Consider the following 25,455-nt stretch of genomic DNA (forward strand, 5'->3'; position numbering starts at 1 on the left):
CGCTGGACCGTGCTGTTGCCGGTCAAGCCGTTCGCCCTGGGCAAGAGCCGTCTCGGGTCGTGGGCGGGTGCCGCCAGGCGGGACATCGCCCGGGCCGTCTTCCTGGACACGATGGACGCCATTCTCCACACCCCGGAGGTGTGCAGGCTGATCGTCGTGACCGCTGATCCGGAGGCCCACGCCCTCGCCGCCGAGGCCGGTGCCGAAGGGATCCACGAAGCCTCGGTCGGCGGTCTCAACGCCGCCGCTCGCCTGGGTGCCGCAGCCGCATCCGCAGCCGGCCATGGTGCCGGTGTCCGTACCAACCCGGTGGCTGTAGTGGCGGCAGACCTCCCGGCGTTGAAGCCGCGCGAACTGGCGAGTGTTCTGGCCGAGGCCGGCCCTCATCCTCGTGCCGTCCTCGCCGACCATAGGGGCCATGGGTCCACGGTCTTGACCGCGCAGGACCCGTCATTCCTTCTGCCCGGCTTCGAAGGCGCCTCACGCGCACGGCATGCGGCAAACGGCGCCTACGAGATCGCGCACTCCGGGGTCCCTGGCGCCCGACTGGACGTCGACGTACCCGGAGACCTCGCCCTGGCCGCTGCCTTGGGACTGGGGACGCACACCGCAGCGGTGCAGGCGAATCTCCGCCAGTGAGTCGCGCCGCGGGTGACCGTCACCGGCCTCGCGCTCTTCGGCGGGGTCGGCGTCGAGCGCAAGCTCCGTAAGGAGGAGCACAAGCGCCTCAAGGAGGAGCGCCGCCGGGTGAAGGCCGGGCGCAGGAACGAGCTGCGCGCCGGCTGTCCTTGGAGAAGGAACGCCGCCGCGACGACTACTAGCTAGACGAGAAGTTCCTGATGGTCGTAGGCGGTCAGTGATCCGCAGACTGCTTCGTTGCCCGACTCGACCCGACGAACCGCAGCCGGCGCGGCTCGTTGTGGGCCTGCAATAGCACTTGGGCCACGGCCAGGCAGACCAGCTGCGAGTCCGACGGCCGCGGCGGACGTGTGCACCGGCGGAACCCCGGCCACGGCTACGACGTCTGCGTCAGGGACTTGTCGGCTGATCGCCGCCGCTGTCCGTAAGCGCCGGGGCCATCTGTCGGAGGTGGGTACGAGAGCGGGTGGCATCGGTGGCGGGCGGCGCGCCGTACACGGCGCGGTAGTCGCGTGAGAAGTGCGACGCGCTGCGATAGCCGACGGTACGGGCGGCCTGAGCTGCTGACTCCCCGAGAATCACCATGCGGTGCCGGGCCTCGCCAAGCCGCAGCCGCTTGAGGTACTGCATCGGAGTCATCGAGGTTGCCTGCTTGAATCGTCCGAAGAGCGTCGATTCGCTGGTGTGGAGGGCTGCCGCGAGCATGGGCATCGTCCATGGTTCGCTCATCTTGTCGGTCAGGTACGCGACTTGTGCCGTTCGGAAACTCGTCGTTCCCGGTCAGGCGGCGTATCTGTACTCGTTGATCACGCCGCCGAGTATTCGGGTGCGCAGAACCCGGTGAGCGGACAGGCCGACCATGGACGTCGGGTGCTCCTGGAGGAGGGGAGGGAGCTACGACGTCGTGTCCGCGCTTGTCATGCCCTCGACGTGTCGTGCGACGGACGGCGTGTCGACGGAGAGCGCGGGCCGGTGTGCCGGGCTCCCGCACTCCGGGCGCGGCCCTCACGGGGAGGAGGGGCCGCAGTCCCGCTTGCTCTCCTCCTCGCGCCGCCCGTAGTCGTTGAGCAGCAGGTGCGTGGTGATGTTGATGTGCTGGCTGAGCGCCTCGACGACGCCTGGTACGTCCCGTTCGATGGCGCGCTCGCAGATGGTCTTGTGCTCTGCCGCGATATCGCGGTTGCTGTGCTCGGTCGGTGTGCGGGCCCAGCAGCGGTAGACCTCCGCTGCCTCGCGCAGCTGTGTTGCGATGTCCCGCAGCTGCCGGTTGGAGCATCCCTCCAGCAGGACGCGGTGGAAGCGGGCGTGGGCGTTCAGCCAGCCTTCGTTGATCTCGCCGGCGTCACCGAAGAGGGGAACACGGGTGAGATGATGGTGCGCGGCGAGCAGATCGGACTCCCACTCGACGGTACCGGCGGTGACGGACTCCCGGACAAGGTGGGTCTCGATGAACACGCGGGCCTCGGTCAGTTCCTCCAGGCGCTCGGGTGAGACGGTGACGACCCGGAACCCCTGCTGCGGCGCGAAGGTCGCCAGCCCCTGGCCGACCAGCCGGGGAAGTGCCTCCCGCAGTACCCCGCTGCTGGCGCCGTACTTCTCCTTCAGCGCCTCCACCCGCAGACGTGAACCGGGTTCGTGTCGTCCGTTGAGGATGTCCGCGCGCAGCCGCTGGTAGATCTCCTCGGCACGGGTCATCGAGCTGGTAGTCGCCATGTCGCAGATTCTAGCGCACCTAGATATTCTAAAAAAATATCGAGATTTTCTTGACGTGTCGACTGTGACGGGCGTTGACTCCAGTCATCCAGAAGCAGGAAGACCGGAGGCGGCACGCGATGCGGACGACGACCAGAGCAGGACGGATGTGCCTGGTGACCGGAGAGGCGGTGATCGATGTCGAGCAGGCCAGTGCTGGCCGGTTCCCGGCTGATCCGCTGACGGTGTTCGAGGAGTGGGACGCCTTCCGGTCCTGGGCCGTTGAGCTGGAGGCTGCGGGTGTCCAGGCGCCGGCGGGGCCGGACGGCAGCGTCTCGCCGACACCGCGGCAGGTGTTCGCGATCGGGCTGAACTACCGCGACCACGCCGAGGAGGCCGGCCTGGCGGCGCCTGAGTCCCCGTCGGTCTTCACCAAGTTCGCCACGTCCCTCACCGGCCCCGACACGCAGCTGCGGCTGCCCGGCGGCCGCGTTGACTGGGAGGCCGAGCTGGTGGTGGTGATGGGGCGCCGGGCGGAGCACGTTGCCGCAGGGGGTGCCTGGTCCTACGTGGCCGGGCTGACCGTGGGGCAGGATTACTCCGAGCGCGATGTGCAGTCCGTGGGCCCCGTGCCGCAGTTCTCTCTCGGCAAGTCCTTCCCCGGATTCGCGCCGACCGGCCCGGTGCTGGTCACGGTCGACGAGTTCGCCGATCCGGACGACCTGGCGATCGAGTGCCTCGTCAACGGGGAGAGCGTCCAGAAGTCACGAACCTCTTCGATGATCTTCCCGGTCCCGGAACTGATCGCACGGCTGTCCGCCGTGTGCCCGCTGCTGCCGGGCGACCTGATCTTCACCGGCACCCCCTCAGGAGTGGGACACGCCCGTACCCCCCAGCGCTACCTGCGGCCGGGAGACGAGGTCGTCACCCGTATCGAGGGCATCGGACAGCTCCGGCAGACCTGCGTCGCCGCCTGAGAGAGGGGTACCCCATGGCTTTGCACAGGCTTCAGTCACTCACCGTCGGAGTGCCGGATGTGGCCGAGGCGGCCGACTACTACGCCGACTTCGGACTCGAGGAGGTGGCGCCCGGACGGTTCGCCACCGTCGAGGGCGGTGAGCAGTTCTTCCTCGAGTACTCTCCCGTCCGGCGGCTGCTGGGGATGGCGGTCGCCGCCGACGACGGCGACGACCTGGACCGGATCGCCGCGAACCTGGACCGGCTCCAGCTGCCGTGCGAACGCGACACCGGCTCCCTGCGCACCAGGGAACCCATCGCCGGTGTATCGGTCGAGGTCCGTGTCGCCCCCCGGCTGACCCGGGCCACCGTCGCGGCCACCCCGTACAACGGCCCCGGACGCCCGGACCGCGCCGGCACCCGGGCACCCGTGCTCTCCCGCACCGGCCCGGTCCGGCCCCTGGCCCTGGGCCACGTCGTCATCGGTTCGGTGGAGCAGGAGTCGACCCAGCGGTTCTTCACCGAAGGGCTCGGTTTCAAGGTCAGCGATGTCGTCCCCGGCACGGCCGCGTTCATGCGCTGCTCCACCGACCACCACAACGTCCTGGTGCAGCAGGCGCCACTGAACTTCCTGCACCACACCTCGTGGCAGGTGACGGACGTCGACGAGGTGGGCCGGGGCGCCACGAGCATGCTCACCGAGCACCCGGAACGTCATGTGTGGGGGCTCGGCCGCCACCACATCGGGTCGAACTTCTTCTGGTACCTCAAGGACCCGGCCGGCAACTTCAGCGAGTACTACGCCGACATGGACTGCATCCTCGACGACCAGCTGTGGACGCCACGCTCCTTCGAGGGCATGCAGGCGCTCTATGCCTGGGGACCTCCGCCTCCGCCGTCGTTCCTCGCCCCCGAGGACCTGGCCGCGCTGATGACCGGCGCCCACACGGCCAACGGCTGAGCGTCCCCGGCACCGTGAAGCGTGGCGGGACACGCGGCCCCGCCCCACGCCCCGCCCGCTTCACACCGATGAGGCCCGGACTGCCCCTCCTCGAGCCGACCCGCTGTCGGCGCGCCGCACAGAAGTACCTCCGCCCTTTCCCGCAGCGCCGCGGTCAGCGGTCGGACGGGTGAGAGCGCCGAGATCGGAGTCGGAAAATTGAGCACATCAGCGTTCGCCCGTCGGGGCGGCCGGTCGTCCCCGGGGCCTTCATCGCCGGTGGGCACCGCGCTCACCGTCGGCCTGGCAGTGATGGCACTGGAGGGTTTCGACCTTGTCGCCTTCGGCGCGACGACACCGCTGCTTCTGGACTACCGTCCCTGGCACCTCTCCATTGCCCTCGTCGGCCTGCTCGGCAGCCTCACCCCCATCGGCATGCTTGTCGGCTCCTTGCTGGTAGGCCAGTTCACCGACCGGTTCGGCCGGCGCCGGACGACACTGATCAGTATCGGGGCCGTCAGCGCAGGGATGTTCGCCTGCGCCGTGGCTCCCGTTCCGTCGCTGTTCGGCGCGAGCCGATTCGTCGTCGGGCTCGGTGTCGGCGCGATCTATCCGGCGATGGGCCCACTGATCTTCGAACTCGCCCCGGCCGGGCGGAAGAATCTGTTCTCAGGGATCGTGCAGTGCGGGACCGCCGTCGGCGGTTCCTTCGCGGCGCTTGTCGCCAACACCCTGCTGACCGGGCACAGCTTTCATCTGGAGTACCTGGTCGGCGGGATCGCCGGTCTGCTTCTGCTGCCCATGGCCTTCGCCTGGCTGCCCGAGTCCGCGGAGTATCACCGGGCGGTCAGCGCGTCGGCCCCGGTCCCCGACCGCCGCGGTGTGTGGCTCGTGCTGAAGCCGCCCTACCTCGGCACCACGGTGATGTTCTGCGCCATGGCGGCCCTGTCGTTCCTGCTCATCTTCGGGGTGAACACCTGGTTGCCGCAGCTGATGCAGACGGCGGACTATCCGTTGCAGGACTCCCAGACCTTCCTGATCCTGCTGAATCTCGGCGCCACCGTCGGCGGGCTCGCCATGTCGCTCCTGGCCGACCGTGCCGGATCACGGGGGCCGATCACCGCCTGTTTCGTCCTCGGAGCCGCGGCGATCGTCGCTATGAGCACCCGGCTTCCGCTGCCGGTGCTCTACGCCATCGTCATCGTCGGCGGCTGCGGCGCGGTCGGGGTCCAGGGGCTGATCAACGTGTACATCTCGCGTTCCTACCCGGTGACCGCGAGGGCCAGTGCGGTGGGCGTTGCGCTCGGAGTGGGCCGCATCGGCGCCATCGTCGGTCCCACGCTCGGCGGCTGGATTCTCGCGGCCGGCCTCCAACCCCGTTGGAACTTCATCCTCTTCGCCGTCCCCGCCGTCCTCGGTGCGGCCCTCACCCTGGCTGCCGGCGGACGAGCACCGCGGAATCAGGGCCGTCCCGCTCCCTCGCCGCGCGCCAAGGAGCCGACGGCTGGACACACACAATGAGAGAGCACACCATGGACACCTACGATGTCGCCGTCGTCGGCTGCGGCCCGGTGGGGCTGACCCTCGCACGGCTGCTGGCGATGAAGGGGCTGCGGGTCGCCGCCATCGACCCCAACCGGCTCGTCTGCCATCATCCGCGCGCCACCCATCTCGACGACGAGACCATGCGCCTTCTGCAGACCCTGGGCGCGCAGGACATGGAACACCGGTTCCTGCGCCAGACCGCCTGGACACTGCACCGGGAGGACGGGCGGGCCTTCCTTCAGCAGATGCTGCCCGAGGAGGAGTCGGACCAGGGCTGGCGCACCGACTACCAGTTCCACCAGCCGGACTTCGAGTCGCGGCTGCGGGGGCTGCTCGCGGCCGACGCGAACGTGGACCTCTGGTTCGGCTGGACGGCCACCGCGATCGAGCAGGACGACCAGGGAGTGCGCCTCACGCTGCTGGACCGGGCGTCCGGAACCGAGACCTCCCTCACGGCCGGCTGGGCCGTCGGCTCGGATGGCGCCCGCTCCTTCGTCCGGCGCGCGATGAACGCCGGGACCGAGGATCTCCACGGCACCCAGCGCTCCCTCATCATCGACGTCCACCCCTTCGACCACCCGGCCCAGCTCCCGGCGGACAGCGGTTTCATCTGGTGCGAGGGGAAGCGGCCCGTGACCTATCTGCCGATCTTCCCGCCCATGCTCCGCTTCGAGTTCATGCTGCTCGGCGAGGACGACGCGGCGCGGCTCGAACGACCGCAGTCGGTGTACGACCTGCTGAGCCGCTGGCTGGAACCGGGCAGTTACCGCATCATGCGCACCGACACCTACGAATGGCACGCCCGGCTCACGCACGGCTGGCGCTCCGGCCGGCTGCTGCTCGCCGGTGACGCCGCGCACGAGATGCCCCCCATGCTCGGCCAGGGCATGTGCTCCGGGCTGCGCGACGCTGCCAACCTGGCGTGGAAGCTCGCCGCGGTGGTGAAGGGCGACAGCCCCGAGGCCCTGCTCGACACCTACGAGAGCGAGCGTGCCGCGCACGTACGCCCCTACATCGAGGAATCCGCCCGGCAGTCCAACCTGATCGAAGCGCTCGGCACGGGCGCGTTCCCGGAGCTGAACGGAACGCGGACGATCGAGAGGTTCCGGCCGCCGCTGGGACCGGGTGTGGTCCCCCGGCCGGGCGGCGCCGTCGGGCGCCTGAGCCCACAGCCCCGCGGCGCGAACGGGGAGAAACTGGACGACGTGAGCGGCTACGGCTACACCGTCGTCGGCACGCCGGAGGTCACCTCCGCGGTCTCCGCCGACGTGCGGCAACTGTGGCGCCGTCTCGGCGTGGTGATCGTTCCGGAGACGGGGCCGGCCGTCGACAGCTGGCTGGCCGGGCACGCGGCAGCCGCGGCGATCGTCCGCCCGGACCGCTACGTTTTCGCGCTCGCCGCGGACCCGGCGGAACTGGAGCGAGCCACCCGTGACCTGGCACGGACCGTATCGACACAGGAAGTGGGCGCGTGAAGGAGTACGCGACCGGAATGACGTGGGGTGAGGGCCCCCGCTGGCAGCACGGCGCGCTGTGGCTGTCCGACACCCAGGGCGGAAAGCTGTGGACCGACCACGACGGTCCCTGGCGCGGCATCCCGCTGGACGCCGTCCCCAACGGCCTGTGGTTCCTGCCGGACGGGGGGTTGGCCGGTGCCATGATGTATGAACGGCGCATCGGGGTGTGGACTGGTGAGCGGTTCGACGCCTACGCCGATTTGAGCGCGGTGGCTACCGGTCCGCTCGGCGACATGGCCGGCGACCCGTACGGCAACCTCTACGTGGACGACGTCGGCTTCGCCGCGCACGCAGGTGAGCCCGTGCGGCCGGGCCGGGTGCTGCGCGTCGCCGCCGACGGAACGGTAGGGGTGGCCGCCGAGGACATCGAGTTCCCCAACGGCCTGGCCTTCGTCGACGACGGCCGCACCCTGGTCGTCGCCGAGACCATCCGGCAACGGTTGACCGCCTTCACCGTCGCCGCCGACGGTGCCCTCACCGGTCGGCGCACCTACGCCGACCTCGCCCGGCTGGTCGGCGAGGACGCGCGGCCGGACGGCATCTGGGCGGCACCGGACGGCGTGTGGGTGGCCACCACGACCGGCCACGCCGTCGTCCTGGTGCGGGAGAACGAGCTGGTGACCTCGGTGGGCACCGGGACGTTGCTGCCGATCGCGTGCTGCGGCGACGGCGGGGGCCGGCTGTTCGTCACCCTCGCCGACACCGGAGGCCGCCCGCTGGGCGAGGCCATGGCCCACAAGGCGGTGCGTACGACTGTCGCGCTGCTCGACGTGACGAAGGCGGGGGACGCCTTGTGAGTACGGAGCCACCGGACTGGATCCCGACGGCGCGGGCCATCGAGGGCGCCCGGATCACCGACTTCGCGCGGTTCGCGGAACAGCGCGCCGGACGTGACGGACGCGAACTGAGCGGCGACTACCACCGGCTGTGGGAGTGGTCGGTCAACGACGTGAACGGCTTCTGGGCCGCGGTGTGGGATTACTTCGGTCTGCCCGAGCGCCCGGCGGGCCCCGCGCTGGCGACCGAGGCCATGCCGGGCAGCGTCTGGTTTCCCGGCAGCACCCTGAACTACACGGCCGAGGTGTTCCGCGGCCGGCCCGGCACCGGCACCGCCGTCATCACGGTGACCGAGGACACCGGCCCGACCGCCGTGACCTGGGACGGCCTGCGCCGCCAGGTCGCTTCGCTCGCGCGGGAGCTCACCGCACTGGGCGTGCGCCCGGGGGACCGGATCGTGGGGTACCTCCCCAACGGTCCGGAGGCCGTCGTGGCCTTCCTCGCCACCGCCGCCCTGGGCGCGACCTGGGCGGTGTGCGGACAGGACTACACCGGGGCGGCGGCCGCGGCACGGTTCGCGCAACTCCGGCCGGCCGTACTGATCGCCGCGACCGGCTGCGTACACGCCGGCAAGCGTGTCGACCGCCGCGCCGATGTACAGGCTCTGCGCGCCGCCCTGCCGGACCTGGCGGCGACCGTCGCCATAGGGGACGCGGCGCAGGTGCCCGGCGCCCTCGCGTGGTCCGCGCTCACCGCGCACGACGACGCCGAACTCGCGCCGCTCCCGGTACCGTTCGACCATCCGCTGTGGGTCGTGTTCTCCTCAGACACGACCGGGCGGCCGAAGGGCATGGTGCACGGGCACGGCGGGGTGGTGCTCGAGCAGCTCAAGAACCTGGGCCTCCAGCTCGGCCTACGCGCAGGGGACCGCCTGTTGTGGCACACCACACCGAGCTGGATGATGTGGAACGTCCTGGTGTCCGGCCTGCTGCTGGGCGCCACCGCCGTGTGTTACGACGGCAGCCCGGCCCATCCCGGCACCGACGCGCTCTGGCGGCTCGCGGCCGGCCTGGAGGTGAGCGTCCTGGGCACCAGCCCCGGTTACCTCGCGGCCTGCCGCAAGGCCGGCGTGCGGCTCACCGGCCACGGTCCGGCCGCGCCGGAGCGGCTGGGGGTCACCGGCTCGGCGTTCCCCACCGACCTCCAGCACTGGGTCGCCGGTGAACTCGGGCCCGGGACCCAGGTGGTGTGCAGCAGCGGCGGCACCGACGTGGTCACCGCGTTCCTGGGCGCCGCCCCCACCACACCGGTCCGGGCCGGCGAACTGTCTGCTCCCTGCCTCGGGGTGTCCGTGGACGCCTACGGCCCCGACGGGAAATCGGTGCGCGGCGAGGTGGGAGAACTGGTGGTCCTGCGGCCGATGCCGTCGATGCCGTTGTTCTTCTGGGACGACCCCGACGGTTCGCGCTACCGCGCCGCCTACTTCGACATCTACCCGGGAGTGTGGCGGCACGGTGACTGGATCACCCTCACCGGCCACGGCTCGGTGCTCCTGCACGGCCGGTCCGACGCGACCCTGAACCGCCACGGCGTACGCATGGGAAGCAGCGACATATACGGCCCGGTGGAGGAACTGGCGGAGATCGCGGAGGCTCTCGTCGTCGGGGTCGAGCAGGACGGCGGCGACTACTGGATGCCGCTGTTCGTCACCACCACCGACGGCATCGGCCTCGACGACGCGCTGCGCGAGAAGATCCGCGCCGCCATCCGCCGCGGAGCCTCCCCCCGCCACGTCCCCGACGAGATCATCCAGGCCCCCGGCATCCCGCACACCCGCACCGGCAAGAAACTCGAGGTCCCCGTAAAACGTCTGCTGCGCGGAGACGCCCTGGACACTGTGGCCGACCCCGGCAGCGTCGACCGGCCCGACCACCTCGACTGGTACGCGAGGATCGGCGCCGCACACCGCGCGCGACGCGGCACGGCTCCGGGCACCCCCGGGTGACCGTGGCGCGGGACCGCGTCAGAGGCCGGACGAAGGAGACGAGGTGCCGGCGGAACCCGGATCGTCCCCGCACGGCGGCAAAAGGGGCGCGATCTCGGCCGCCGGTCGGGCGGTGTGCAGGCTGATCAGGTCGGTGATCAAGTCGTCCAGGGGCGGCCAGGGCATGTTCCCGTGGTCGTTGTAGAGGCTGACCAGGCCGTGCAGTGCGGTCCAGAGCAGGAGCCCGGCCTGCCACTGCCGCTCCGCCGTGGCCTGGTCGTCGGTGACGGCCGCCAGGGAGACCACCACGGCCTCCAACGGTTCGGCCCCGGCACCGTGTGCCGAGCCGGGGACGAGGTCGTCCGGCATCCGTCCGCCGAAGAGGGTGCGGTAGTGGCCGGGCTGGCCGACTCCCCAGCGCACATAGGCGGCGCACCGGGCGACGAGGTCGGCCAGCGGGTCCGGGGCGGAGCGCGCGGCCTCGTCCATCAGCCGGGACAGCTCCTCGTAGCGCAGTCGCAGTACGTGCTGGATCAGCGCGCTCAGGTCGGGGAAGTGGCTGTAGATGCTGGCCGGTGCCACGCCGACCTCCCGCGCGACCTGCCGCAGGGTCAGCGTCTCCGGCTGGTCGAGGGTGGCCAGCAGCTTCGCCGCGGCGTCCACGAGCTGGGCCTTGAGCAACTGCCCCTGTCCGCGCGGATTGCGGCGACGGGGAGCGGACCGCTCCTGAGGCGCCATCTTCGTCCCCTTCTGACCAGTGTGAACGGCTGAGCAACAGATGTTCACCGTACAGGCACCCCGCGCCTTGACATCTCTAACCAACGGTTGTTTAGTTAAGTCACCAACGGTTGTTCAGTCAAAGGGTGTTTGATCATGCGTATCGCCATACTCGGAGCGTCGGGACGGACCGGCGGCACACTCCTCGACCAGGCGCTGGAGCGGGGGCACGAAGTCGTGGCCCTGGTACGCACACCGGCCAAGGTCACCGTGCCCGTGCCGCGGCAGGTGGAGGTCCGGACGGCGGACGTCACCGTCCCGCGGGGCTTTCCCGACCTGAGCGACGTCGACGTGGCCGTCTCGGCCATCGGCATCGGCAAGGGCGACGGGCCGGGCGCGCTGGTCGCCGGGGCCAGGGCGCTCGCGGCGGCGGACGTGCGCACGGTGTGGCTCGGCGCACTGGGCTCGGGAGTGTCCAGCCGGTCGGGCGGATTGATCTACGCCGGGGTGATGCGGATGTTCGTCGGCTCGGAACTGGCCGAGAAGGTCGAGGCCGACGAGGTCGCCCTGGCCGCCGGCGCCACGGTGTTCCACGCCCCGGACGTCACCGACGGCCCCCTCAGCCCCACCCGCCGCACCATCCCCCTGGCGGAGCTGCGGCCCCCTCTGCTGCCGCCCCGCATCTCCCGCGTCACGCTGGCGGCCCTGCTGCTGGACGAGGCGGAGGCGGGCACGTACGGCACCGAGATCGTTGTGCCCCTGAGCTAGCCACCGCGGCAATCCCAGTAACCGCAGTAACCGCATCGAAAGGTCATCATGAGCGCGTTCGCAGGAAAAGCAGGACTCGTCACGGGCGCCGGAAGCGGCATCGGCCGGGCGACGGTGATCGAACTGGCCCGGCAGGGCGCCGCCGTCACGGTCACGGACATCGACGAGGCCGCCGCCGCCGAGACCACCGAATTGATCAGGAAGGACGGCGGACAGGCCCAGGCCCTCCCCGTCGACATCGCCGACGAGGACGCGGTACGCACGGCCGTCGAGCGCACGGTAGAGACGTACGGCGGCCTCGACTTCGCCGTGAACAACGCCGGCCTGGACTCGCACCACCGCAGGCTCGACCAGATGACCGCGGAGGAGTTCGAGCACGTGGTCCGCATCAACCTGACCGGGACCTTTCTGTGCATGAAGTACGAACTGCCCGAGCTGCACGGCCGAGGCGGTGGCGCGATCGTCAACGTCGCCTCCAACGGCGGTCTGTACGCGATCCCGACCGCCCCCGCTTACGTGGCAGCCAAGCACGGCGTTGTCGGCCTCAGTAAGGTGGCCGCCGTGGACTACGCGCCGCAGGGCATCCGCGTTAACGCTATCTGCCCCGGCCCGACCCGCACCCCCGGCTTCGAGCGGGTGGCGGAGGGCACCGACATGATCGCGATGCAGTCGGCGATGACCCCGCTGGGCCGGATGGCCACCTCGGAAGAGGCGGCGGCCGCGGCGGTCTGGCTCTGCTCGGATGCCGCGTCCTACATCACCGGCGTCGCGCTGTCGGTCGACGGTGGACGGCGGGCATGAGGGTCGTAGCGGTCGAGGAGCACATGGCCACCGAGGCGTTCCTGCGTGTCGCGCACGGGCTGGACGTCGCGCCGAGTGACCAGGCCGAGATGAACGGCATGCGCACCATGGAGAGCGACCCGGCGTTCCGCGCCCGGCTCACCGATCTCGCGTCCCGGCTGCGGGAGATGGACGCGCTCGGCCAGGACATGGCGGTGCTGAGCCTGAACCCGCCCGGGGTGCAAGCCTACCCGGCGGCCGACGCGGTGCCGCTGGCCCGGGAGTTCAACGACGCGCTGGCCGCGATCGTACGGCGGCATCCGGGCCGGTTCGGCGGACTGGCCACGGTGACTCCGCAGGCCCCGGAGGCAGCGGCCACCGAGATCGAACGGGCCATGGGCGCGCTCGGCCTCAACGGCATCATGATCAACTCCCACACCGGCGGGCACTACCTGGACGGGCCGCGATTCGCCCCGCTGCTGGCAGCGGCCGAGGCGAGCGGGGCGCCGGTCTATCTGCACCCCCGGGTGCCGAGCATGCTCGACGCCTACCGGCCTTATGGGCTGCTCGGGGCGATCTGGGGCTACCAGGCCGAGGCCGGCCTGCACGCCATGCGGCTCATCCTCAGCGGCACGCTGGACCGTCACCCAGGGCTGACCGTCGTACTCGGCCATCTCGGCGAGGGCATTCCGTACTGGCTGCGGCGCATCGACAACCGGCACGCGTTCGCCGCCGCGACGGCCGGCGCGGCGACGCCGATGCCACGGCTGTCACTGACACCGAGCGAGTACTTCCGCCGCAACTTCGTGCTCACCACGAGCGGCATCGACGACCCGGACGTCCTGGGCCTGGCCCTGCGCGCGGTGGGCGAGGACCGCGTGATGTTCGCGGTCGACTACCCGTACGAGGCCCCGAAGGCGGCTGTGGACTTCCTGCGGAACACCCCGCTGACCGACGACCAGCGCACGGCGATCGCCCACCGGACGGCGGAGCGAGTGTTCAGTCTGACCGGGTGAGCCGGGCCTGCCCCGTGCCCTTGGCACCGGCGAGGGACTCGCGGACGATGTCGGCGTGGCCGGGGTGCTGCGCGGTCTCGGCGGCAGCGTGGTCACCAGCTCGTCCGTCCGGCGGGCCGCCGCCGCACAGTCGGCCAGCACTGCGGGTGCCGATACATCATCTGCGCAGCTCAGGCGGCGTGCTGGTACTGGTGGAGCGTTCCGTCGAGCCGGTCTCGTCTGTGGACTTCCAGGTGGGTGAGCTGGGCTTGTTGGGTGAGGGGTGTAGGTAGTGGGCGGCATGGTGCGGCGTTTTTCAGGGCTCTGTGCGGGCGGTGTTCGTTGTAGAAGGATTCGTACTCGCGCAGGGGGTGGGGGGCTGGTTCCAGATCAGGGTCCGGTCCAGGAGTTCGGTGCGGCAGGTCTGTATCCAGGGCTTGATGAGGGAGTTCATCCGAGGTATCCGAACGCTGGTGGTGACGACCTTGAGACCGGCATCGGTCATCAGGGCGTCGAAGGCGGTTGTGAACTTCGAGTCGCGGGCGCGGATCAGGAACCGTGCCCTGCTGGAAGGTCCAGCTTCCGTGGTTACTGTCTGCGGTCAGTCGTGGGCAGTGGGTTCCGAGCTGGTGGCGGTGTGTGTCGCGGCATCCGCAGCGGCGGTAGATGCGTCCATGGTCGGCGGAGAAGCGCATGATGATCGCCTCCTGGGAGTGATACGAGGTGCCGGCACTTCCAGTCTCCGCCCAGGGACACACCACGCGACCACCTCACGCCTCACAGGTCCCTGACCTGGGGATTCCCCTTGTCGTGGCGACAAGTGCGGGTAACGCTACAACCTCGAAGATGTGGAAACGTCTGCCGAAGTTGGCTCGGCTTCGGGCGCATCCAGCCGCACATCTGCGCAAGGGAGGCTTGGTGGTTTGCTGCACCGGCTACCTCGGCTGGCTTGTACGATGTCGACGCGTTCGCTTCGGTCAGGTCTGTCGTGAACAGCCACGACAGTGCGATGGCCGAGGCCGTAAACAGCACCTGCCAAGCTGAGTCGGCTCACCAGATGGGTCGAAGTGGTGGGATCGAGTCACCTGCCAAGGCGCGAATGGCAGCAGCGATCTCGGCTCGCGGCACCCGAAGACCGGCTTCGTGAAGCCGCCTGGCCAACTGCGCCTCGAGTTCGTGCAGGATTCGTCCGGCGACGGAGAGATGCTCCAGGGCCTTGCCGGTCAGCACGACGAGCCTTCGCCGGCCGCCAGCAGGGTGCGGCCTGCGCTCGACATAGCCGCGTTTCTCCAGGTCGTCGACGATCTGACCAGCGGCCTGTTTCGTGACGCCTAGCTGTTCGGCCAGCTCGCTGGTGAGAGCGAGCAGCGGACGACCAAGGGTCTTTCTGCCCGCGGGTGTGGTGCGGCAGATGAAGGCCGTCGGCAGTGCGGCGGAAGCCTTCGTTGCCATGGCCGTGGGCGGCAAGGCGATGATGCCGGGTCGACCTGGCCTTGAAGGACGGCCAGTTGATGGCGCAGGGTGAGAATCTCGACGTTCTTGTCGGTGTCGCTGATCGGCAGCAGCCGTAGGAGAGCGAACGCGTTGGTAAGCGTGAGGTAGAGGAGTCGCAGTAGCACGATGGATCATCCTGGCGTACCAGCCCGGTGACTCTCAGCCGCATCCTTAATCCTGCAGGTCACAGCCTACGGATGAGGTTTTCGGCACCCACAGCGTTGCCGTGCCCGGAGCGCCGAGACCGTGGGCACGATCGCGGGTGTTCATCGCGGCCGGAGGTTCAGGAACCAGCCGCGTTCGTGGGCGCGGTCCAGCCGGTGGCTCGGATCCACTCGACCAGGTCCAGGGTGGCCGGCTCGATCGAGCGCACCACCGCGGGGTCCGCAGGGTGTTCCGCCGCCTTCGCGAACTCGCGGAACATCACCCTGTCGAGGTCGTTGGGAAGCACGCTCACCGGGAGGGCCTCGTACCGTGCCGGGAGCCCGGCGCGCGCGCCGAACGCCGCGGCGATCTGGGGGCCCGTCAGCTCGTCACCCACGAGTTCGACGGCTCCGCCGGGCGCCTGGGCGATGTCGAGCAGGAGCGCGGCGGCGACCCGGCCGATGTCCCTGACCGAGATCATCTTCAGAGGGACGTCCTCCGGCAGCGGCATCCTCAGCACGATCTCCCCGTGCTCCAGGCTCGGTGCCAGCACGCTCGTGAAGTTCTCCATGAAGGCGGTCGCGCGAACCATCGAGGCCCTGAGGCCGGACTTCCTCAGGTGTTCCTCGATCGCGTGCTTCGAGTCGTGGTGCGGCACATCCCGCTCCCGGTCCGCTCCGAAGACCGAGTTGAACACGACGTGCGGGACGCCCGCCTCGGCCGCCGCGTCGACGAGCGCGGTACCGATGCGGATCTCCGCCTCGACCTCTTCGAGGCTGTTCGCCTCCGGGGTCATGAAGTAGAACCCCTCGACCGCCGCCAGCGCGGCGGCCAGCGACGCCGGGTCGTCGGCCCGGACGGCCGCCAGCTCGACGCCGCGGGCGGCCAGCGCCTGAGCCCGGTCGGACTGCGGGTCGCGGACCAAAGCCCGCACCCGCGCCTTGTGGTCCAGCAGCGCGTCGACCACCGCCCCGCCCTGCTGCCCCGTCGCGCCGAAGACTGCGATCGCGCCGGTCTTCTGAGTGCTCATCGCTGCCACCCTTCACTAGTTCATGGCGTGAACGAAACTAGTTCACGGCATGAACTTCGTCAAGGCGTGGGTGTGGCGAGACCTCACGATGTGATGGGTCAGTTCGAGGCGGGCGAAGAGAGGTCTGAGGTGTCCACGATGGCGGTGGCCACGCGCTCGAAGTCGCGCTGGTCGTCAGCGCCAAGGTTCCTCGTGATATCGGGCAGGCGCTTGGCGACCTCGGCGTAAACGGCCTCGGCGAGCACCTTCCCCGTGGGTGTCACGCTGAGCATGACGACCCGTCGGTCCTGCGTCGAGCTTGCCCGGTCGACCAACTCGCGCCGCGCGGTGCGATCGACCAGCTGGCTCAATGCGTTCTTGGTCATGCCCAACGACGCGGCGAGGTCGGCCATCTGCCGCGGCTCGTCCCTGACTGCGCAGAGCAGCGTGGCCTGCGAGGGGGTCAGGTCGAACTCGGCGCAGATCTGCGCGTACTTGCGTTGAATCACAACCGAGAGCCAGAAGAGCTTGTCGCCATAGTCCACGCTGACCTCCCCGGCCCGATGACGAACAGCATACTGGCCGCGCCGGCCGGTGCCGTGTGCTCGGCTCCTCCCGGTTCACCGAACCGCCAGGCCCCCCGGTGGACGATCCACAGGCGTACGTGATCGTCGGCCCCGACCCTCCGACCCCCCGTCCGCAGGGCGGCCGCGGTCTCGAAGCGGTTGAACATCATGTCCCGCACGCGGAACCCGCGGGAGCGCACCGAGAACCCGGACATGGTCGTCCGGCGGAAGGGCGCCAGGGCGAAGGGCTCGCCCATCCTGCTCCGCCACTCGTGTGCGAAGACGCTGAAGGCGTTCGCGCCGCTCACGTCCGCCGAGAAAGTACCGCTCATCGTTGTCGCGAATCTCCCGTTCGAGCTGACGCACGGGTCCGAGGCGCCGGGACCACACGCTTCCTACCCTTGTTCCGGCATACATCGAAGATCCGACATCCGCGGTCCGGAATGTCGATACAAGGGTAACGAGGTGGCGAAATTGAGCACGTTCGCGATCGTGGGCGCAGGCACTCAACTCGGGCGCGCGATCGGCCGGCGGTCCGCCGCCGAAGGGGTCGACGTGGCGCTGATCGCGCGCAGCCGCACGACGCTGCAGGCAGTGGCCGACGAGTTGTCCGACACGGGCGTGCGGGCCGAGGCGTTCCCCGCCGACGTGACCGACCGTCCCGCTCTGCACGCCGCGCTCACCGCAGCCGAGGAGCGGCTGGGACCGATCGACATACTCGAGTACTCGCCCGCGCCGTCACCGGCCGACTTGCGCCGGGCGCCGCTGGTCGAGGCCACGACGGTCACCGTCGACTCGGTTCTGGCCCAGCTGGACCTCTATCTGCTCGGGGGCGTGGCGGCGGTGCAGCACGTCCTGCCCGGCATGCTGGAGCGCGGCACGGGGACGATCCTGGTCAGCAGCGGGGCGGGATCGGGGCCGGTGATCGCCCCGCACGTGGCGAACGTCCAGATCGCCACCGGGGGGATGCGCAACTGGATCCTCAACCTGCACGCGGCGCTCTCCGGTACCGGCGTCTACGCCGCGCACGTGGCGATCGCCGCCTACATCGGCCAAGAGGGCCACGACTCCCAGCCGCAGACGATCGCCGACGCCTACTGGCGGCTGCACACCGGGCGGACCGAAGCCGAGCTGTCCACGGTGGTGGTGCCGTGGACGGCCGGAACGGTGACAGGGGACCGGGCCGTGGGCGTTCCCGCCGACGGGCGCCGGTCTGCTGTCCGGCGCAGACGTGGTTCACGGCCTCGCGGCCCGGGAGATCGCCAGACTCGCCCTGCGCAGCGCCGTCACGGCCGCGGTACGGGGCCCGCCCTCATCGGGTGCGACCAACGACAACGCGCCCAGTGCGTCGCCGCGGCGGTTCAGGATCGGGGCGGCGACGGTCGACATTGCGGTGGGCCCGGAGCGCAGTGGGTTGGGCACCGTCACGGCGCAGACGCCGTCCGTGCGTACGGTGGCCAGGAGCCGGCGGACGCAGGCCGCGTCGTCCGCGCCGGCCAGCGCTTCCTTCCGTATGCGCCCGGGGGCGTGCGCCAGCAGGGCGATGCCGATGCCGGTCCCGATGAGGGGGAGGCGTCCGCCGACCCGGTACTTGACCGCCGCCGCGCCCCGTGCGGACAGCCGCTCGACCAGAACGGCCTCGTCGCCGTCGCGCACGGCGAGGAGGATGTGCTGGCCGGTGACCCGGTGCAGGTCCTGCATGAACGGCAGAGCGGCGGCGCGCAGTCCGTGACCGCGGGGTGCCAGCGAGGCGATCTCGAGCAGTTGCAGGCCGACGACGAAGTCGCCGTTGTCGAGGCGTTCGAGGGCTCCCACGTCCGTCAGCTGGGCCGCGATCCGGGACGTGGTGCTCTTCGGAAGGCCCGCCCGGGCCGCGAGTGTGTGGAGTGCCAGGCCCTCGCCGGCCTCGGTGAAGGCACCCAGAACCCGGAAGGCTCGCTCCAGGACCGGCTCGCCGCGCAACGGCCTGCCCGAGCGCGGGACTTGTACCGGTGTTCCACTCATCGGAATCGTCGGTGCGCGTCGTCTGCCACGGTTCGAATAATAGCTCTGTGACGTGCCCACCCGGTGAGGGCGGGCGCCGGCTCTGATCACCGGCGCCGGGCCGCGGGAAGCGCCGTCCGCCCGTAACGACGGGCAGCACAGACCGAGGAGACCACAATGGTAACCAGCCCCGCGCTGCGCGACGTCCACGTCCCGCACGCCTACCCCGAACAGCAGGTCGATCTCGGCGAGATCACCATGAACTACGCCGAGGCCGGTGACCCGGACCGGCCCGCCGTGCTGCTGATCCCCGAGCAGACGGGATCCTGGTGGTCGTACGAGGAGGCGATGGGCCTCCTCGCGGAGCACTTCCACGTCTACGCCGTCGACCTGCGGGGCCAGGGGCGCAGCAGTTGGACCCCGAAGCGGTACAGCCTCGACAACTTCGGTAACGACCTGGTCCGGTTCATCGCCCTGGTGGTGAAGCGGCCCGTCGTCGTCGCGGGCAATTCCTCCGGCGGCGTCCTCGCGGCGTGGCTGTCGGCGTACTCCATGCCCGGTCAGCTCCGCGGCGTCCTGTGCGAGGACCCGCCGTTCTTCGCGTCCGAACTCGTCCCCGCACATGGTCACTCGGTCCGGCAGGGGGCGGGTCCGGTGTTCGAACTGTTCCGCACGTATCTCGGCGACCAGTGGAGCGTGAGTGACTGGGAGGGGTTCTGCCGCGCGGCCGGCGCCTCGGCGTCGCCGATGGCGCGGTCCTTCGTGGCCGACGGGATTCCGCAGCACCTGAAGGAGTACGACCCGGAATGGGCCCGGGCCTTCCACGAGGGCACCGTCGGGCTGAACTGCCCGCACGAGCGCATGCTGGGCCGGGTCAACACGCCGGTGCTCCTCACGCACCACATGCGCGGCACCGACCCGGAGACCGGGAACCTGCTCGGGGCACTCTCCGACGAGCAGGCCGCGCAGGCCCGGCTGTTGATGGAGTCGGCGGGGGTGAGGGTTGACTACGAGTCGGTGCCGGACGCGTCGCACATGATGCACCAGTCCGACCCGGCGCGGTACGCCGAGATCTTCACGCGGTGGGCGGCCGCACTGGCCCCATGACCGGGCGCCGCGCGGGCAGGCGCCGTCGGGCCTCGAGCGCCGGAGCTCCACGGCCGGCCGGTGGCGGATACGCGTGACCGAGCGGGCCGCCGCTCTGCCGGGGCCTCAGGCCCGCAGCCAGGAGATGGCGGGTCTCTTACTGGCTCTAACAAAAGCGGTTGATCATGTGACTGTTGGCTTGTCTGCTTGTTGGTCCGGTTATGGGGAAGCGCCAGTCGCGGCCGTGGATCGTGTCGGATGAACTGTGGTCGCTCATCGAGCCGTTGCTGCCCGAGCCGGGTCCGAAGCTGGTGGAGGGCAGACCTCGGGTGCCGGACCGGCAGGCGCTGTGCGGGATCCTGTTCGTGCTGCATACCGGTATCCAGTGGGAGTACCTGCCGCAGGAGTTGGGCTTCGGCTCGGGCATGACCTGCTGGCGGCGGCTGGCCGCGTGGAACGAGGCAAGCGCCTGGGTCAAGCTGCACGTGGTGCTGCTGGAGAAGCTGCGATCGAAGAACCAGCTGGACTGGTCCCGGGCGGTGATCGATTCCTCGCACGTGCGGGCTGCCCGAAGGGGCCCAAAAGCGGACCCAGCCCGGTCGACCGCGCACGGCCGGGCAGCAAGCACCACCTCATCGTCGACGCCCAGGGCTTCCCGCTCGCGGTGTCGTTGACCGGCGGCAACCGCAACGACGTCGCCCAACTCCTGCCCCTGCTCGACAAGATCCCTGCGGTTGTGGGCCGGGTCGGCAGGCCGCGCCGGCGGCCGGACGCGCTGCTGGCCGACCGAGGCTACGACCATGACAAGTACCGGCGCCTGCTCTGGCAGCGCGGGATCCGCCCCGTGATCGCCGAGCGCGGCCAGCCACACGGCTCCGGCCTGGGCATCTTCCGCTACGTCGTCGAGCGCACGATCTCCTGGCTCCACGGCTTCCGTCGGCTTCGGATCCGATGGGAGCGGCGCGATGACATCCACGAGGCCTTCCTCGGCCTCGCCACCTGCCTGATCACCCACCGACACGTCAGACGCCTTTGTTAGCGCCTTTAAGGCTGATCCGGCCACGTTCTGCATGACACCGAAGGTTACCAAACGGTAACCAGCGGTTCCGTAACGTCGTCCGCGAGCAACAAACCAGCATGGAAAGAGGAGGAGTCACATGCCAAGAGTCGTCGTCTTCGATGAGTCGGTGGGCCGGAAGCCATGCACATCGTCGAAGAGCCAGTCCTCAAGCCCAATGCCGGCGAGGTAAGGGTCAGGATCGAAGCCTTCGCCGTCAACCCGCTCGATCAGATGGTGCGTTCCGGTACCTCGCCCGTACCTATCCCTCTGCCACATGCTCGCCTCGGTATCGAAGGAACCGGCGTCGTCGACGCACTCGGTCCGCAGGTCACCGGGCTGAAAATAGGCGACCCGGTCATCCTCACGGCCATCCCGGACGCCAGCGTCAGGGACAGCTACGCCGATTACACCACGGTCCCCGCCAGCAGGGTCATCGTCCGGCCTGCCTCACTCGGGGTCACGGAGGCGGCGGCGATCTGGGTAGCCTTCTCCACCGCCTTCGGCGCGCTCGTCGAGAAAGCGCGGATGCGGCCCGGCGACCACGTCCTCATCACAGCCGCGTCCGGCAGCGTCGGACGGGCCGCGGTATAGATCGCCAATCAGATCGGCGCTGTTCCCATCGCCATCACCCGGCGCGCCGCGAAGAAGGACGACCTGCTCGCAACGGGCGCGGACGCGGCCATCGCCACCGATCAGACGGACATCGCCGAAGCCGTCCACCACTGCACCGGCGGAACCGGCGCCGACATCGTCCTCGATCTCGTCATGAGCCCCGGCCAGCAAAATCTCCTGACTGCGGCCGGCCCCGGTGGAACACTGGTCGCCGCGGGCTTCCTGGACCCTCAGCCCGTACCCTTCCCGACAGGCGCACCTCTGACGATCTTCAGCTACGAGAGCTTCGAGCACACACTCGACGATGTCGTGGTCAAGCGCATGTCGGCTTTCCTGAACGCCGGTGTGCGCCTTGGGGCCCTACAGCCCGCCATCGACAAGGTGTTCACGCTCGACGATGTCGTCGAGGCACATCGCCACCTCGAAAAGGGGCTTCACACCGGCAAGATCGTCGTCACGACATGGGAACGGGACCAGAAGGAGCGCCCGGGGGGCTCAAAGCTGCTGACCTCGCTCCCCTGCGGCGGGCCCACGCAGCGTGTCCAGCGCGGCGGTGGAGGATGCGCCTCGCTGTGCTGGGCACATTTCGTCCGTGTGTATGCAGCCAATAACCGCCGCACCTGCCGGGACGGCGTGACACGAGGCGGGTACGGCCGCCAGGCAGCAGCGCCTTCTGCAGCTCTTGAGCGGGTAGAGAGCTCGATCTCGAGGCTGTCACGACGTCAGCAGAGGCAGCAGCACCTCGTCCACGATGGACACCACGTCGTCATAGGCCACGCTCCCCGTCTCGAGACACTCGGCGATGATCAGGCGCGGGCCTGCGGCTGCGATGCGTTCCGTCGCCCTGGCCGGGCTGACTTCGCCCTGGTCAGCGAACCCGCGGATGCACTCGAAGAGGGCGATCCGGTGGGGACGGCTGACCTGGTCCATGATCTGGTGGAAGAGTTCGGGATGGCGGGCACGCTGGATGAGCAGCGGCCACAGGGCACGTCCACGCGGCTCGTCCAGAACCTGGGCGAGGGTTGAGAGGATCACGATCAGATCTCCGCGAAGCGTGCCGGTGTCCGGCACCACGGGCTTGGCCAGACCCACCTCACAGTCCTTGAGCGCCGCCAGGACGAGTTCGGCGGTGGTGTTCCAGCGACGGTAGAGCACGGATTTACCGGTGCCTGCGGCCGACGCCACCGACTCGAAGCTCAACTCCTCGAAACTCGTGTCCGCAAGTTCCCGCAGTGTCGCCTCATAGATCGCCTGCGTCAGTTCCGTGCCACGCCGACGCGTGGGCCGTTCCGTGGTAACAGGGGCGCGGACCTTCGAACGGGTGGCTGAGGAGCGGCTCATCGTGTCCTTTATAGCCGCTCACTCGGCATGGCGTCAGCTCAAGCGTTCCTGTACCGTCGATTTAAGAAACAATATTGTTCTCTATCCGGTGGCTGCTATGAAGATCATCACGCTTGAAGAGCACTTCGCAGACCCTGCGCTCACCGCGGCGAGCAGTGCGACCATCAACCGACTCGCCCCGAACTTCGCTGCGGCCTACGCAGCCGGAACCGGGTTCGCGGGCTCGCTGCAGAGTGAGTCCATGCTGCTGGACCTCGGCGAGAAGCGGATCGCGAACATGGACCGGAACGGCATCACCACCCAGGTCCTGTCCTGCCTCTGGGCGCAGCAGGCCCCCGCCGGCGTGGCGCCGGAACTCGTCCGTGCCGCGAACGACACCGCCGCACAAGCGGTCAACGCGTTTCCCGGGCGCTTCGCCGCGTTCGCCGCTCTGCCGACTGCCGCTCCTGAGGCCGCCGCGAGTGAGCTGGAGCGTTGCGTCGGCGAACTGGGCTTCGTCGGCACGCTGATCAACGGGCGCACAGAGGACGAGTTCCTGGACACTCCGCGATTCGACCCCGTCCTGGCTACGGCCAACCGCCTTGGTGTGCCCATCTACCTGCACCCCGCGATGCCGCCGCGCGCGGTCACCGAGGTCAGCTACGAGGGCCTCCCCCCGCTTGTGACCAGCAGACTCCAGACCGCAGCGTGGGGGTGGCACGTGGAGACTGCAGAGCACTTCATCCACATGGTGCTCTCCGGTGTCTTCGACAAGTACCAGGACCTCCAGGTCATTCTCGGTCACTGGGGAGAGATGATCCCGTTCTATCTCGACAGGATCGAGGAGTTGCTGCCTCAGGGGATCACGAAACTCGACCGACCGTTCGCGGACTACTTCAAGCACAATGTCCACATCACGCCCAGTGGCATGTGGAACCAGGCGCAGCTCCGGTTTTGTGCGGAGACGCTTGGCGTCGAGCGCATCGTCCTCGCGGTCGACTATCCGTTCGTGGGAAACGAAGGCGCCGCAGCGTTCCTCGAGGAGGCGGACCTGAGTATCGAGGACAAGAACCGCATAGCCCACGGTACCGCCGAACGGCTCCTGGGCCTGTGATCCGTCGCCTGCGCAATGACGCGGGCACCCGCGGCGGGGACATGAATCACGAATGGACACCAGGGCTTGGCCTCGAGTGAGGACACTGGTGAGGCGGCTGCCACCAGCGAGAATAGTGTTGCTTCGAACTCTGCTTCACAAGCGATTGGGGTGCGGTGTCCGAGACGGGAACAATGGCGTCGACGATGCAGCGGTGCAGCCAGCGGAACACGTCGAGGCAGGCCTCGTACTCGCTGGTGTCCTGCGTCAGTAGTTGATCGCTGGTGGTGAGCGAGTCCGGGCGTCCGCCGTGGACCGCGGAGGATTCTGCCGCCAGGGCAGAGGGCTGATCGCGGATGTGTTCGCGGTCTGCACCGAAGCTCTGGTCCTCGACGGCCGTCTACGACGCTCAGATGCCCGCCAGGCGGCTCGCAAGTTCATGGGGCTCGTCCCAAGGTTCCTCGTCTGGCCGAGGGCATGGCCTCCGAAGGGCCCTGTCTCACATTCGGTGGTGACGGGGCGTGCTGTTATCCGAGGAGGATGCGGTGCCGGAGCAGGGTGAAGCCTGCTCGTCCGTGCATCTGGCGCGCGATCCGTGTGGTTTTGGTGTTGACGCCCTCGGTTGGGCCGTTGCTGTACGGAAGCGTGAGCCCGGCGATCACGGCGTCGATGTCCCGGTCCAGGCCCCGGGTGAAGGCGTGTAGATGGGGGAGATCGGCTGTTCGGACTTGGATGATCCAGCGCGTAAGCGCATCGGGGTTGTCGGTGTGTGGCGTAAGGAGCGGCGCGAAGTCCCTGATGTGTGCGGCCAGTTGGGTCATCTCGGGGCAGGCGGCGGTGATCCGGGCCAGGAGCTCGTGCTGCTCGGCCTTCAGGTTGTCGGGCCTGGTCAGCAGTATCCGGGCGAGTCGACGTGGCGAGATATGGCTGCGCTCGGCGTCCGGCGGCCTTGGTTGATGTACTTGTGCGGAAGGTTCAGGCAGCCTGTGAAGCCGAGGGCCTTGATCTCTTCGAAGAGGTGCAGGACGGGGGCGCCGGGGTCTTCAGTTCGGCGTTTGCGCAGGTGCTCGCGGTAGGGATCGACCAGGCTGGCGCGGTACTTGGGGACGCGGAGCATGCGCTCGGGCCGGTCTGCTCGGGCGTAGCGTTTGACGGTGTTCAGGGCCAGTTGCAGGCGGCGGGCGCATTCGAGCAGGCCCACGCCCTGGTTGAGCAGGCCGTGGACCTGGTGCCAGCGTCGAGGGTGGTCTTGGGCGCGGGGCCCGTCGTAGATCGGCGCGTCCAGTACGGTGGCCCAGCAGGTGCTGTGTGCCTTCACCTCGCTCAGGGCGGCTTCGCACAGGTTCTTCCATAAATGCCAGCGATCACCGACTTGCACCGCGTCAGGCAGGGCACGACGGATGGCCTCGGCATAGGTCGCCGAGCCGTCACGGCACACGACCTCGATGCCCGGATGTTCGTGCAGCCACGCTTCCAGGGGGTCGGCCGTGCGGTCGGGCAGCACGTCGATCCGTTCATGGGTCTCGGCATCGATGATCACGGTGGCGTAGCGGTGGCGCCGGCGCAGCGCGAAGTCGTCGACGCCGACCACACGGGGCACCCGCCCGGTGGGCAACGGCATCCTCAGCAGGGCGCGTAGGGCCGTGTGCCGCGACAGGCTCACCGCCAGTATCGCCAGCAACCGCGCCCCGGCCCGGCCCGCTAACTCCTCGCCCACGGCCTTGACTTGCCTGGTCAGGCGGGTCGTATGCCGCTGGTATCGGTCCAGCACTGCCCG

Annotated in this window: 25 protein-coding genes and 4 pseudogenes; 18 read left to right on the forward strand and 11 right to left on the reverse strand. The window is 69.4% G+C overall.

Annotated elements, in window-relative coordinates:
• Positions 1 to 9 precede the first annotated feature (9 nt).
• Both cofC and LIV37_RS39595 read left to right on the forward strand, forming a co-directional pair.
• The gene (gene cofC / locus LIV37_RS39590; protein WP_243146082.1) at positions 10 to 639 is read left to right on the forward strand and encodes a 2-phospho-L-lactate guanylyltransferase; all 630 of its coding nucleotides are present in this window, start codon (positions 10 to 12) and stop codon (positions 637 to 639) included.
• Between the two features lie 12 nt (positions 640 to 651).
• A complete protein-coding gene (locus LIV37_RS39595) occupies positions 652 to 825 on the forward strand; it encodes a hypothetical protein (protein WP_020872671.1) in 174 nt (57 codons plus the stop codon).
• 70 nt (positions 826 to 895) lie between these two features.
• Here the strand turns inward: LIV37_RS39595 and LIV37_RS52720 are convergent.
• The 3 genes and pseudogenes from LIV37_RS52720 to LIV37_RS39605 form a co-directional block, all read right to left on the reverse strand.
• Positions 896 to 994 (reverse strand): annotated as a pseudogene (locus tag LIV37_RS52720) (IS982 family transposase); the annotation flags it as partial.
• Positions 995 to 1,029: 35 nt separating this feature from the next.
• A complete protein-coding gene (locus LIV37_RS39600) occupies positions 1,030 to 1,368 on the reverse strand; it encodes a helix-turn-helix transcriptional regulator (RefSeq protein WP_086710554.1) in 339 nt (112 codons plus the stop codon).
• A 276-nt stretch (positions 1,369 to 1,644) separates the two neighbouring features.
• Positions 1,645 to 2,352: a GntR family transcriptional regulator gene (locus LIV37_RS39605; RefSeq protein WP_121823967.1), complete on the reverse strand. Its 708-nt coding sequence runs from the start codon at positions 2,350 to 2,352 to the stop codon at positions 1,645 to 1,647.
• 119 nt (positions 2,353 to 2,471) lie between these two features.
• On the opposite strand from LIV37_RS39605, the gene LIV37_RS39610 reads away from it, so the two are divergent.
• The 6 genes from LIV37_RS39610 to LIV37_RS39635 all read left to right on the forward strand — a co-directional run bounded on the left by LIV37_RS39610 (position 2,472) and on the right by LIV37_RS39635 (position 10,072).
• Positions 2,472 to 3,308: a fumarylacetoacetate hydrolase family protein gene (locus LIV37_RS39610; protein WP_121823966.1), complete on the forward strand. Its 837-nt coding sequence runs from the start codon at positions 2,472 to 2,474 to the stop codon at positions 3,306 to 3,308.
• A 14-nt stretch (positions 3,309 to 3,322) separates the two neighbouring features.
• Positions 3,323 to 4,249: a VOC family protein gene (locus LIV37_RS39615; protein WP_121823965.1), complete on the forward strand. Its 927-nt coding sequence runs from the start codon at positions 3,323 to 3,325 to the stop codon at positions 4,247 to 4,249.
• Positions 4,250 to 4,447: 198 nt separating this feature from the next.
• Positions 4,448 to 5,749 (forward strand): MFS transporter, encoded by a 1,302-nt coding sequence (locus LIV37_RS39620; protein ID WP_121823964.1) that lies wholly within the window; start codon positions 4,448 to 4,450, stop codon positions 5,747 to 5,749.
• Between the two features lie 11 nt (positions 5,750 to 5,760).
• Positions 5,761 to 7,248, forward strand: a complete 1,488-nt coding sequence (locus LIV37_RS39625) for a bifunctional 3-(3-hydroxy-phenyl)propionate/3-hydroxycinnamic acid hydroxylase (protein WP_020872677.1) — start codon at positions 5,761 to 5,763, stop codon at positions 7,246 to 7,248.
• The gene (locus LIV37_RS39630) at positions 7,245 to 8,087 is read left to right on the forward strand and encodes an SMP-30/gluconolactonase/LRE family protein (protein WP_020872678.1); all 843 of its coding nucleotides are present in this window, start codon (positions 7,245 to 7,247) and stop codon (positions 8,085 to 8,087) included. The genes LIV37_RS39625 and LIV37_RS39630 overlap by 4 nt, the downstream gene beginning before the upstream one ends.
• Positions 8,084 to 10,072, forward strand: a complete 1,989-nt coding sequence (locus LIV37_RS39635; RefSeq protein WP_020872679.1) for an acetoacetate--CoA ligase — start codon at positions 8,084 to 8,086, stop codon at positions 10,070 to 10,072. Before LIV37_RS39630 ends, LIV37_RS39635 begins: the two co-directional genes overlap by 4 nt.
• Before the next feature lie 18 nt (positions 10,073 to 10,090).
• Here LIV37_RS39635 and LIV37_RS39640 read toward each other — a convergent pair whose 3' ends face one another.
• On the reverse strand, positions 10,091 to 10,789 hold the full coding sequence (locus tag LIV37_RS39640) for a TetR/AcrR family transcriptional regulator (RefSeq protein WP_214663130.1): 699 nt from the start codon (positions 10,787 to 10,789) through the stop codon (positions 10,091 to 10,093).
• Positions 10,790 to 10,924: 135 nt separating this feature from the next.
• Here LIV37_RS39640 and LIV37_RS39645 point away from each other — a divergent pair, with 135 nt between their 5' ends.
• The 3 genes from LIV37_RS39645 to LIV37_RS39655 are packed head-to-tail and all read left to right on the forward strand — an operon-like array spanning position 10,925 to position 13,332.
• The gene (locus LIV37_RS39645) at positions 10,925 to 11,536 is read left to right on the forward strand and encodes an NAD(P)-dependent oxidoreductase (protein WP_020872681.1); all 612 of its coding nucleotides are present in this window, start codon (positions 10,925 to 10,927) and stop codon (positions 11,534 to 11,536) included.
• A gap of 48 nt (positions 11,537 to 11,584) precedes the next feature.
• Positions 11,585 to 12,337: an SDR family NAD(P)-dependent oxidoreductase gene (locus tag LIV37_RS39650; RefSeq protein ID WP_020872682.1), complete on the forward strand. Its 753-nt coding sequence runs from the start codon at positions 11,585 to 11,587 to the stop codon at positions 12,335 to 12,337.
• Positions 12,334 to 13,332 (forward strand): amidohydrolase family protein, encoded by a 999-nt coding sequence (locus tag LIV37_RS39655; protein WP_121823962.1) that lies wholly within the window; start codon positions 12,334 to 12,336, stop codon positions 13,330 to 13,332. Before LIV37_RS39650 ends, LIV37_RS39655 begins: the two co-directional genes overlap by 4 nt.
• 295 nt (positions 13,333 to 13,627) lie before the next feature.
• Here LIV37_RS39655 and LIV37_RS39665 read toward each other — a convergent pair whose 3' ends face one another.
• From LIV37_RS39665 to LIV37_RS39680, 4 genes are all read right to left on the reverse strand, one after another.
• Positions 13,628 to 13,816 carry a hypothetical protein gene (locus LIV37_RS39665; protein ID WP_254807142.1) on the reverse strand — a complete coding sequence of 63 codons (189 nt, stop codon included), beginning with the start codon at positions 13,814 to 13,816 and terminating at the stop codon, positions 13,628 to 13,630.
• 545 nt (positions 13,817 to 14,361) lie between these two features.
• Positions 14,362 to 14,763: a MarR family winged helix-turn-helix transcriptional regulator gene (locus LIV37_RS39670; protein WP_121823961.1), complete on the reverse strand. Its 402-nt coding sequence runs from the start codon at positions 14,761 to 14,763 to the stop codon at positions 14,362 to 14,364.
• A gap of 325 nt (positions 14,764 to 15,088) precedes the next feature.
• Positions 15,089 to 15,979 carry an NmrA/HSCARG family protein gene (locus tag LIV37_RS39675; RefSeq protein WP_020872685.1) on the reverse strand — a complete coding sequence of 297 codons (891 nt, stop codon included), beginning with the start codon at positions 15,977 to 15,979 and terminating at the stop codon, positions 15,089 to 15,091.
• 98 nt (positions 15,980 to 16,077) lie between these two features.
• Complete coding sequence (locus LIV37_RS39680) at positions 16,078 to 16,503, reverse strand: MarR family winged helix-turn-helix transcriptional regulator (RefSeq protein WP_121823960.1); 426 nt, start codon at positions 16,501 to 16,503, stop codon at positions 16,078 to 16,080.
• A gap of 234 nt (positions 16,504 to 16,737) precedes the next feature.
• Here LIV37_RS39680 and LIV37_RS39685 point away from each other — a divergent pair.
• A pseudogene (locus LIV37_RS39685) lies at positions 16,738 to 17,475 on the forward strand (SDR family NAD(P)-dependent oxidoreductase); the annotation flags it as partial.
• Positions 17,476 to 17,760: 285 nt separating this feature from the next.
• On the opposite strand, the gene LIV37_RS39690 reads toward LIV37_RS39685, so the two are convergent.
• Positions 17,761 to 18,528, reverse strand: coding sequence for an IclR family transcriptional regulator (locus LIV37_RS39690; RefSeq protein ID WP_121823959.1), 768 nt, complete (start codon positions 18,526 to 18,528; stop codon positions 17,761 to 17,763).
• Between the two features lie 156 nt (positions 18,529 to 18,684).
• Between LIV37_RS39690 and LIV37_RS39695 the strand changes: the two genes are divergently transcribed.
• The 4 genes and pseudogenes from LIV37_RS39695 to LIV37_RS39710 form a co-directional block, all read left to right on the forward strand.
• Positions 18,685 to 19,614, forward strand: a complete 930-nt coding sequence (locus tag LIV37_RS39695) for an alpha/beta fold hydrolase (RefSeq protein WP_020872691.1) — start codon at positions 18,685 to 18,687, stop codon at positions 19,612 to 19,614.
• A gap of 200 nt (positions 19,615 to 19,814) precedes the next feature.
• A protein-coding gene (locus tag LIV37_RS39700) for an IS5 family transposase (RefSeq protein WP_243146081.1) occupies positions 19,815 to 20,632 on the forward strand; the annotation gives its coding sequence in 2 pieces (ribosomal slippage) (positions 19,815 to 20,172 and positions 20,172 to 20,632; 819 coding nt in all).
• Between the two features lie 162 nt (positions 20,633 to 20,794).
• Positions 20,795 to 21,244, forward strand: a complete 450-nt coding sequence (locus tag LIV37_RS39705; RefSeq protein WP_020872694.1) for an alcohol dehydrogenase catalytic domain-containing protein — start codon at positions 20,795 to 20,797, stop codon at positions 21,242 to 21,244.
• Between the two features lie 33 nt (positions 21,245 to 21,277).
• Positions 21,278 to 21,661, forward strand: a pseudogene (locus tag LIV37_RS39710) (zinc-binding dehydrogenase); the annotation flags it as partial.
• Between the two features lie 318 nt (positions 21,662 to 21,979).
• On the opposite strand, the gene LIV37_RS39715 reads toward LIV37_RS39710, so the two are convergent.
• On the reverse strand, positions 21,980 to 22,606 hold the full coding sequence (locus tag LIV37_RS39715) for a TetR/AcrR family transcriptional regulator (protein WP_020872695.1): 627 nt from the start codon (positions 22,604 to 22,606) through the stop codon (positions 21,980 to 21,982).
• A 97-nt stretch (positions 22,607 to 22,703) separates the two neighbouring features.
• On the opposite strand from LIV37_RS39715, the gene LIV37_RS39720 reads away from it, so the two are divergent.
• Together LIV37_RS39720 and LIV37_RS52725 are read left to right on the forward strand one after the other, a co-directional pair.
• Positions 22,704 to 23,699, forward strand: a complete 996-nt coding sequence (locus LIV37_RS39720; protein WP_020872696.1) for an amidohydrolase family protein — start codon at positions 22,704 to 22,706, stop codon at positions 23,697 to 23,699.
• Between the two features lie 289 nt (positions 23,700 to 23,988).
• Positions 23,989 to 24,240 (forward strand): TetR/AcrR family transcriptional regulator C-terminal domain-containing protein, encoded by a 252-nt coding sequence (locus LIV37_RS52725; RefSeq protein WP_158634855.1) that lies wholly within the window; start codon positions 23,989 to 23,991, stop codon positions 24,238 to 24,240.
• Here the strand turns inward: LIV37_RS52725 and LIV37_RS39725 are convergent.
• Positions 24,206 to 25,455, reverse strand: a pseudogene (locus LIV37_RS39725) (ISL3 family transposase); the annotation flags it as partial. The gene LIV37_RS52725 and the pseudogene LIV37_RS39725 overlap by 35 nt on opposite strands.

Origin of the sequence: Streptomyces rapamycinicus NRRL 5491 (genome assembly GCF_024298965.1) — a bacterium.
Lineage (GTDB): Bacteria > Actinomycetota > Actinomycetes > Streptomycetales > Streptomycetaceae > Streptomyces > Streptomyces rapamycinicus.

Excerpts from the sequence above, each read along its gene's own strand:
- LIV37_RS39600 (WP_086710554.1), bottom strand. The coding sequence starts at position 1,368 with ATGAGCGAACCATGGACGATGCCCATGCTCGCGGCAGCCCTCCACACC.
- LIV37_RS39605 (WP_121823967.1), bottom strand. The coding sequence starts at position 2,352 with ATGGCGACTACCAGCTCGATGACCCGTGCCGAGGAGATCTACCAGCGG.
- LIV37_RS39610 (WP_121823966.1), top strand. The coding sequence starts at position 2,472 with ATGCGGACGACGACCAGAGCAGGACGGATGTGCCTGGTGACCGGAGAG.
- LIV37_RS39615 (WP_121823965.1), top strand. The coding sequence starts at position 3,323 with ATGGCTTTGCACAGGCTTCAGTCACTCACCGTCGGAGTGCCGGATGTG.
- LIV37_RS39625 (WP_020872677.1), top strand. The coding sequence starts at position 5,761 with ATGGACACCTACGATGTCGCCGTCGTCGGCTGCGGCCCGGTGGGGCTG.
- LIV37_RS39640 (WP_214663130.1), bottom strand. The coding sequence starts at position 10,789 with ATGGCGCCTCAGGAGCGGTCCGCTCCCCGTCGCCGCAATCCGCGCGGA.
- LIV37_RS39645 (WP_020872681.1), top strand. The coding sequence starts at position 10,925 with ATGCGTATCGCCATACTCGGAGCGTCGGGACGGACCGGCGGCACACTC.
- LIV37_RS39650 (WP_020872682.1), top strand. The coding sequence starts at position 11,585 with ATGAGCGCGTTCGCAGGAAAAGCAGGACTCGTCACGGGCGCCGGAAGC.
- LIV37_RS39655 (WP_121823962.1), top strand. The coding sequence starts at position 12,334 with ATGAGGGTCGTAGCGGTCGAGGAGCACATGGCCACCGAGGCGTTCCTG.
- LIV37_RS39665 (WP_254807142.1), bottom strand. The coding sequence starts at position 13,816 with ATGACCGATGCCGGTCTCAAGGTCGTCACCACCAGCGTTCGGATACCT.
- LIV37_RS39670 (WP_121823961.1), bottom strand. The coding sequence starts at position 14,763 with ATGGCAACGAAGGCTTCCGCCGCACTGCCGACGGCCTTCATCTGCCGC.
- LIV37_RS39675 (WP_020872685.1), bottom strand. The coding sequence starts at position 15,979 with ATGAGCACTCAGAAGACCGGCGCGATCGCAGTCTTCGGCGCGACGGGG.
- LIV37_RS39690 (WP_121823959.1), bottom strand. The coding sequence starts at position 18,528 with ATGAGTGGAACACCGGTACAAGTCCCGCGCTCGGGCAGGCCGTTGCGC.
- LIV37_RS39695 (WP_020872691.1), top strand. The coding sequence starts at position 18,685 with ATGGTAACCAGCCCCGCGCTGCGCGACGTCCACGTCCCGCACGCCTAC.
- LIV37_RS39705 (WP_020872694.1), top strand. The coding sequence starts at position 20,795 with ATGCACATCGTCGAAGAGCCAGTCCTCAAGCCCAATGCCGGCGAGGTA.
- LIV37_RS39715 (WP_020872695.1), bottom strand. The coding sequence starts at position 22,606 with ATGAGCCGCTCCTCAGCCACCCGTTCGAAGGTCCGCGCCCCTGTTACC.
- LIV37_RS39720 (WP_020872696.1), top strand. The coding sequence starts at position 22,704 with ATGAAGATCATCACGCTTGAAGAGCACTTCGCAGACCCTGCGCTCACC.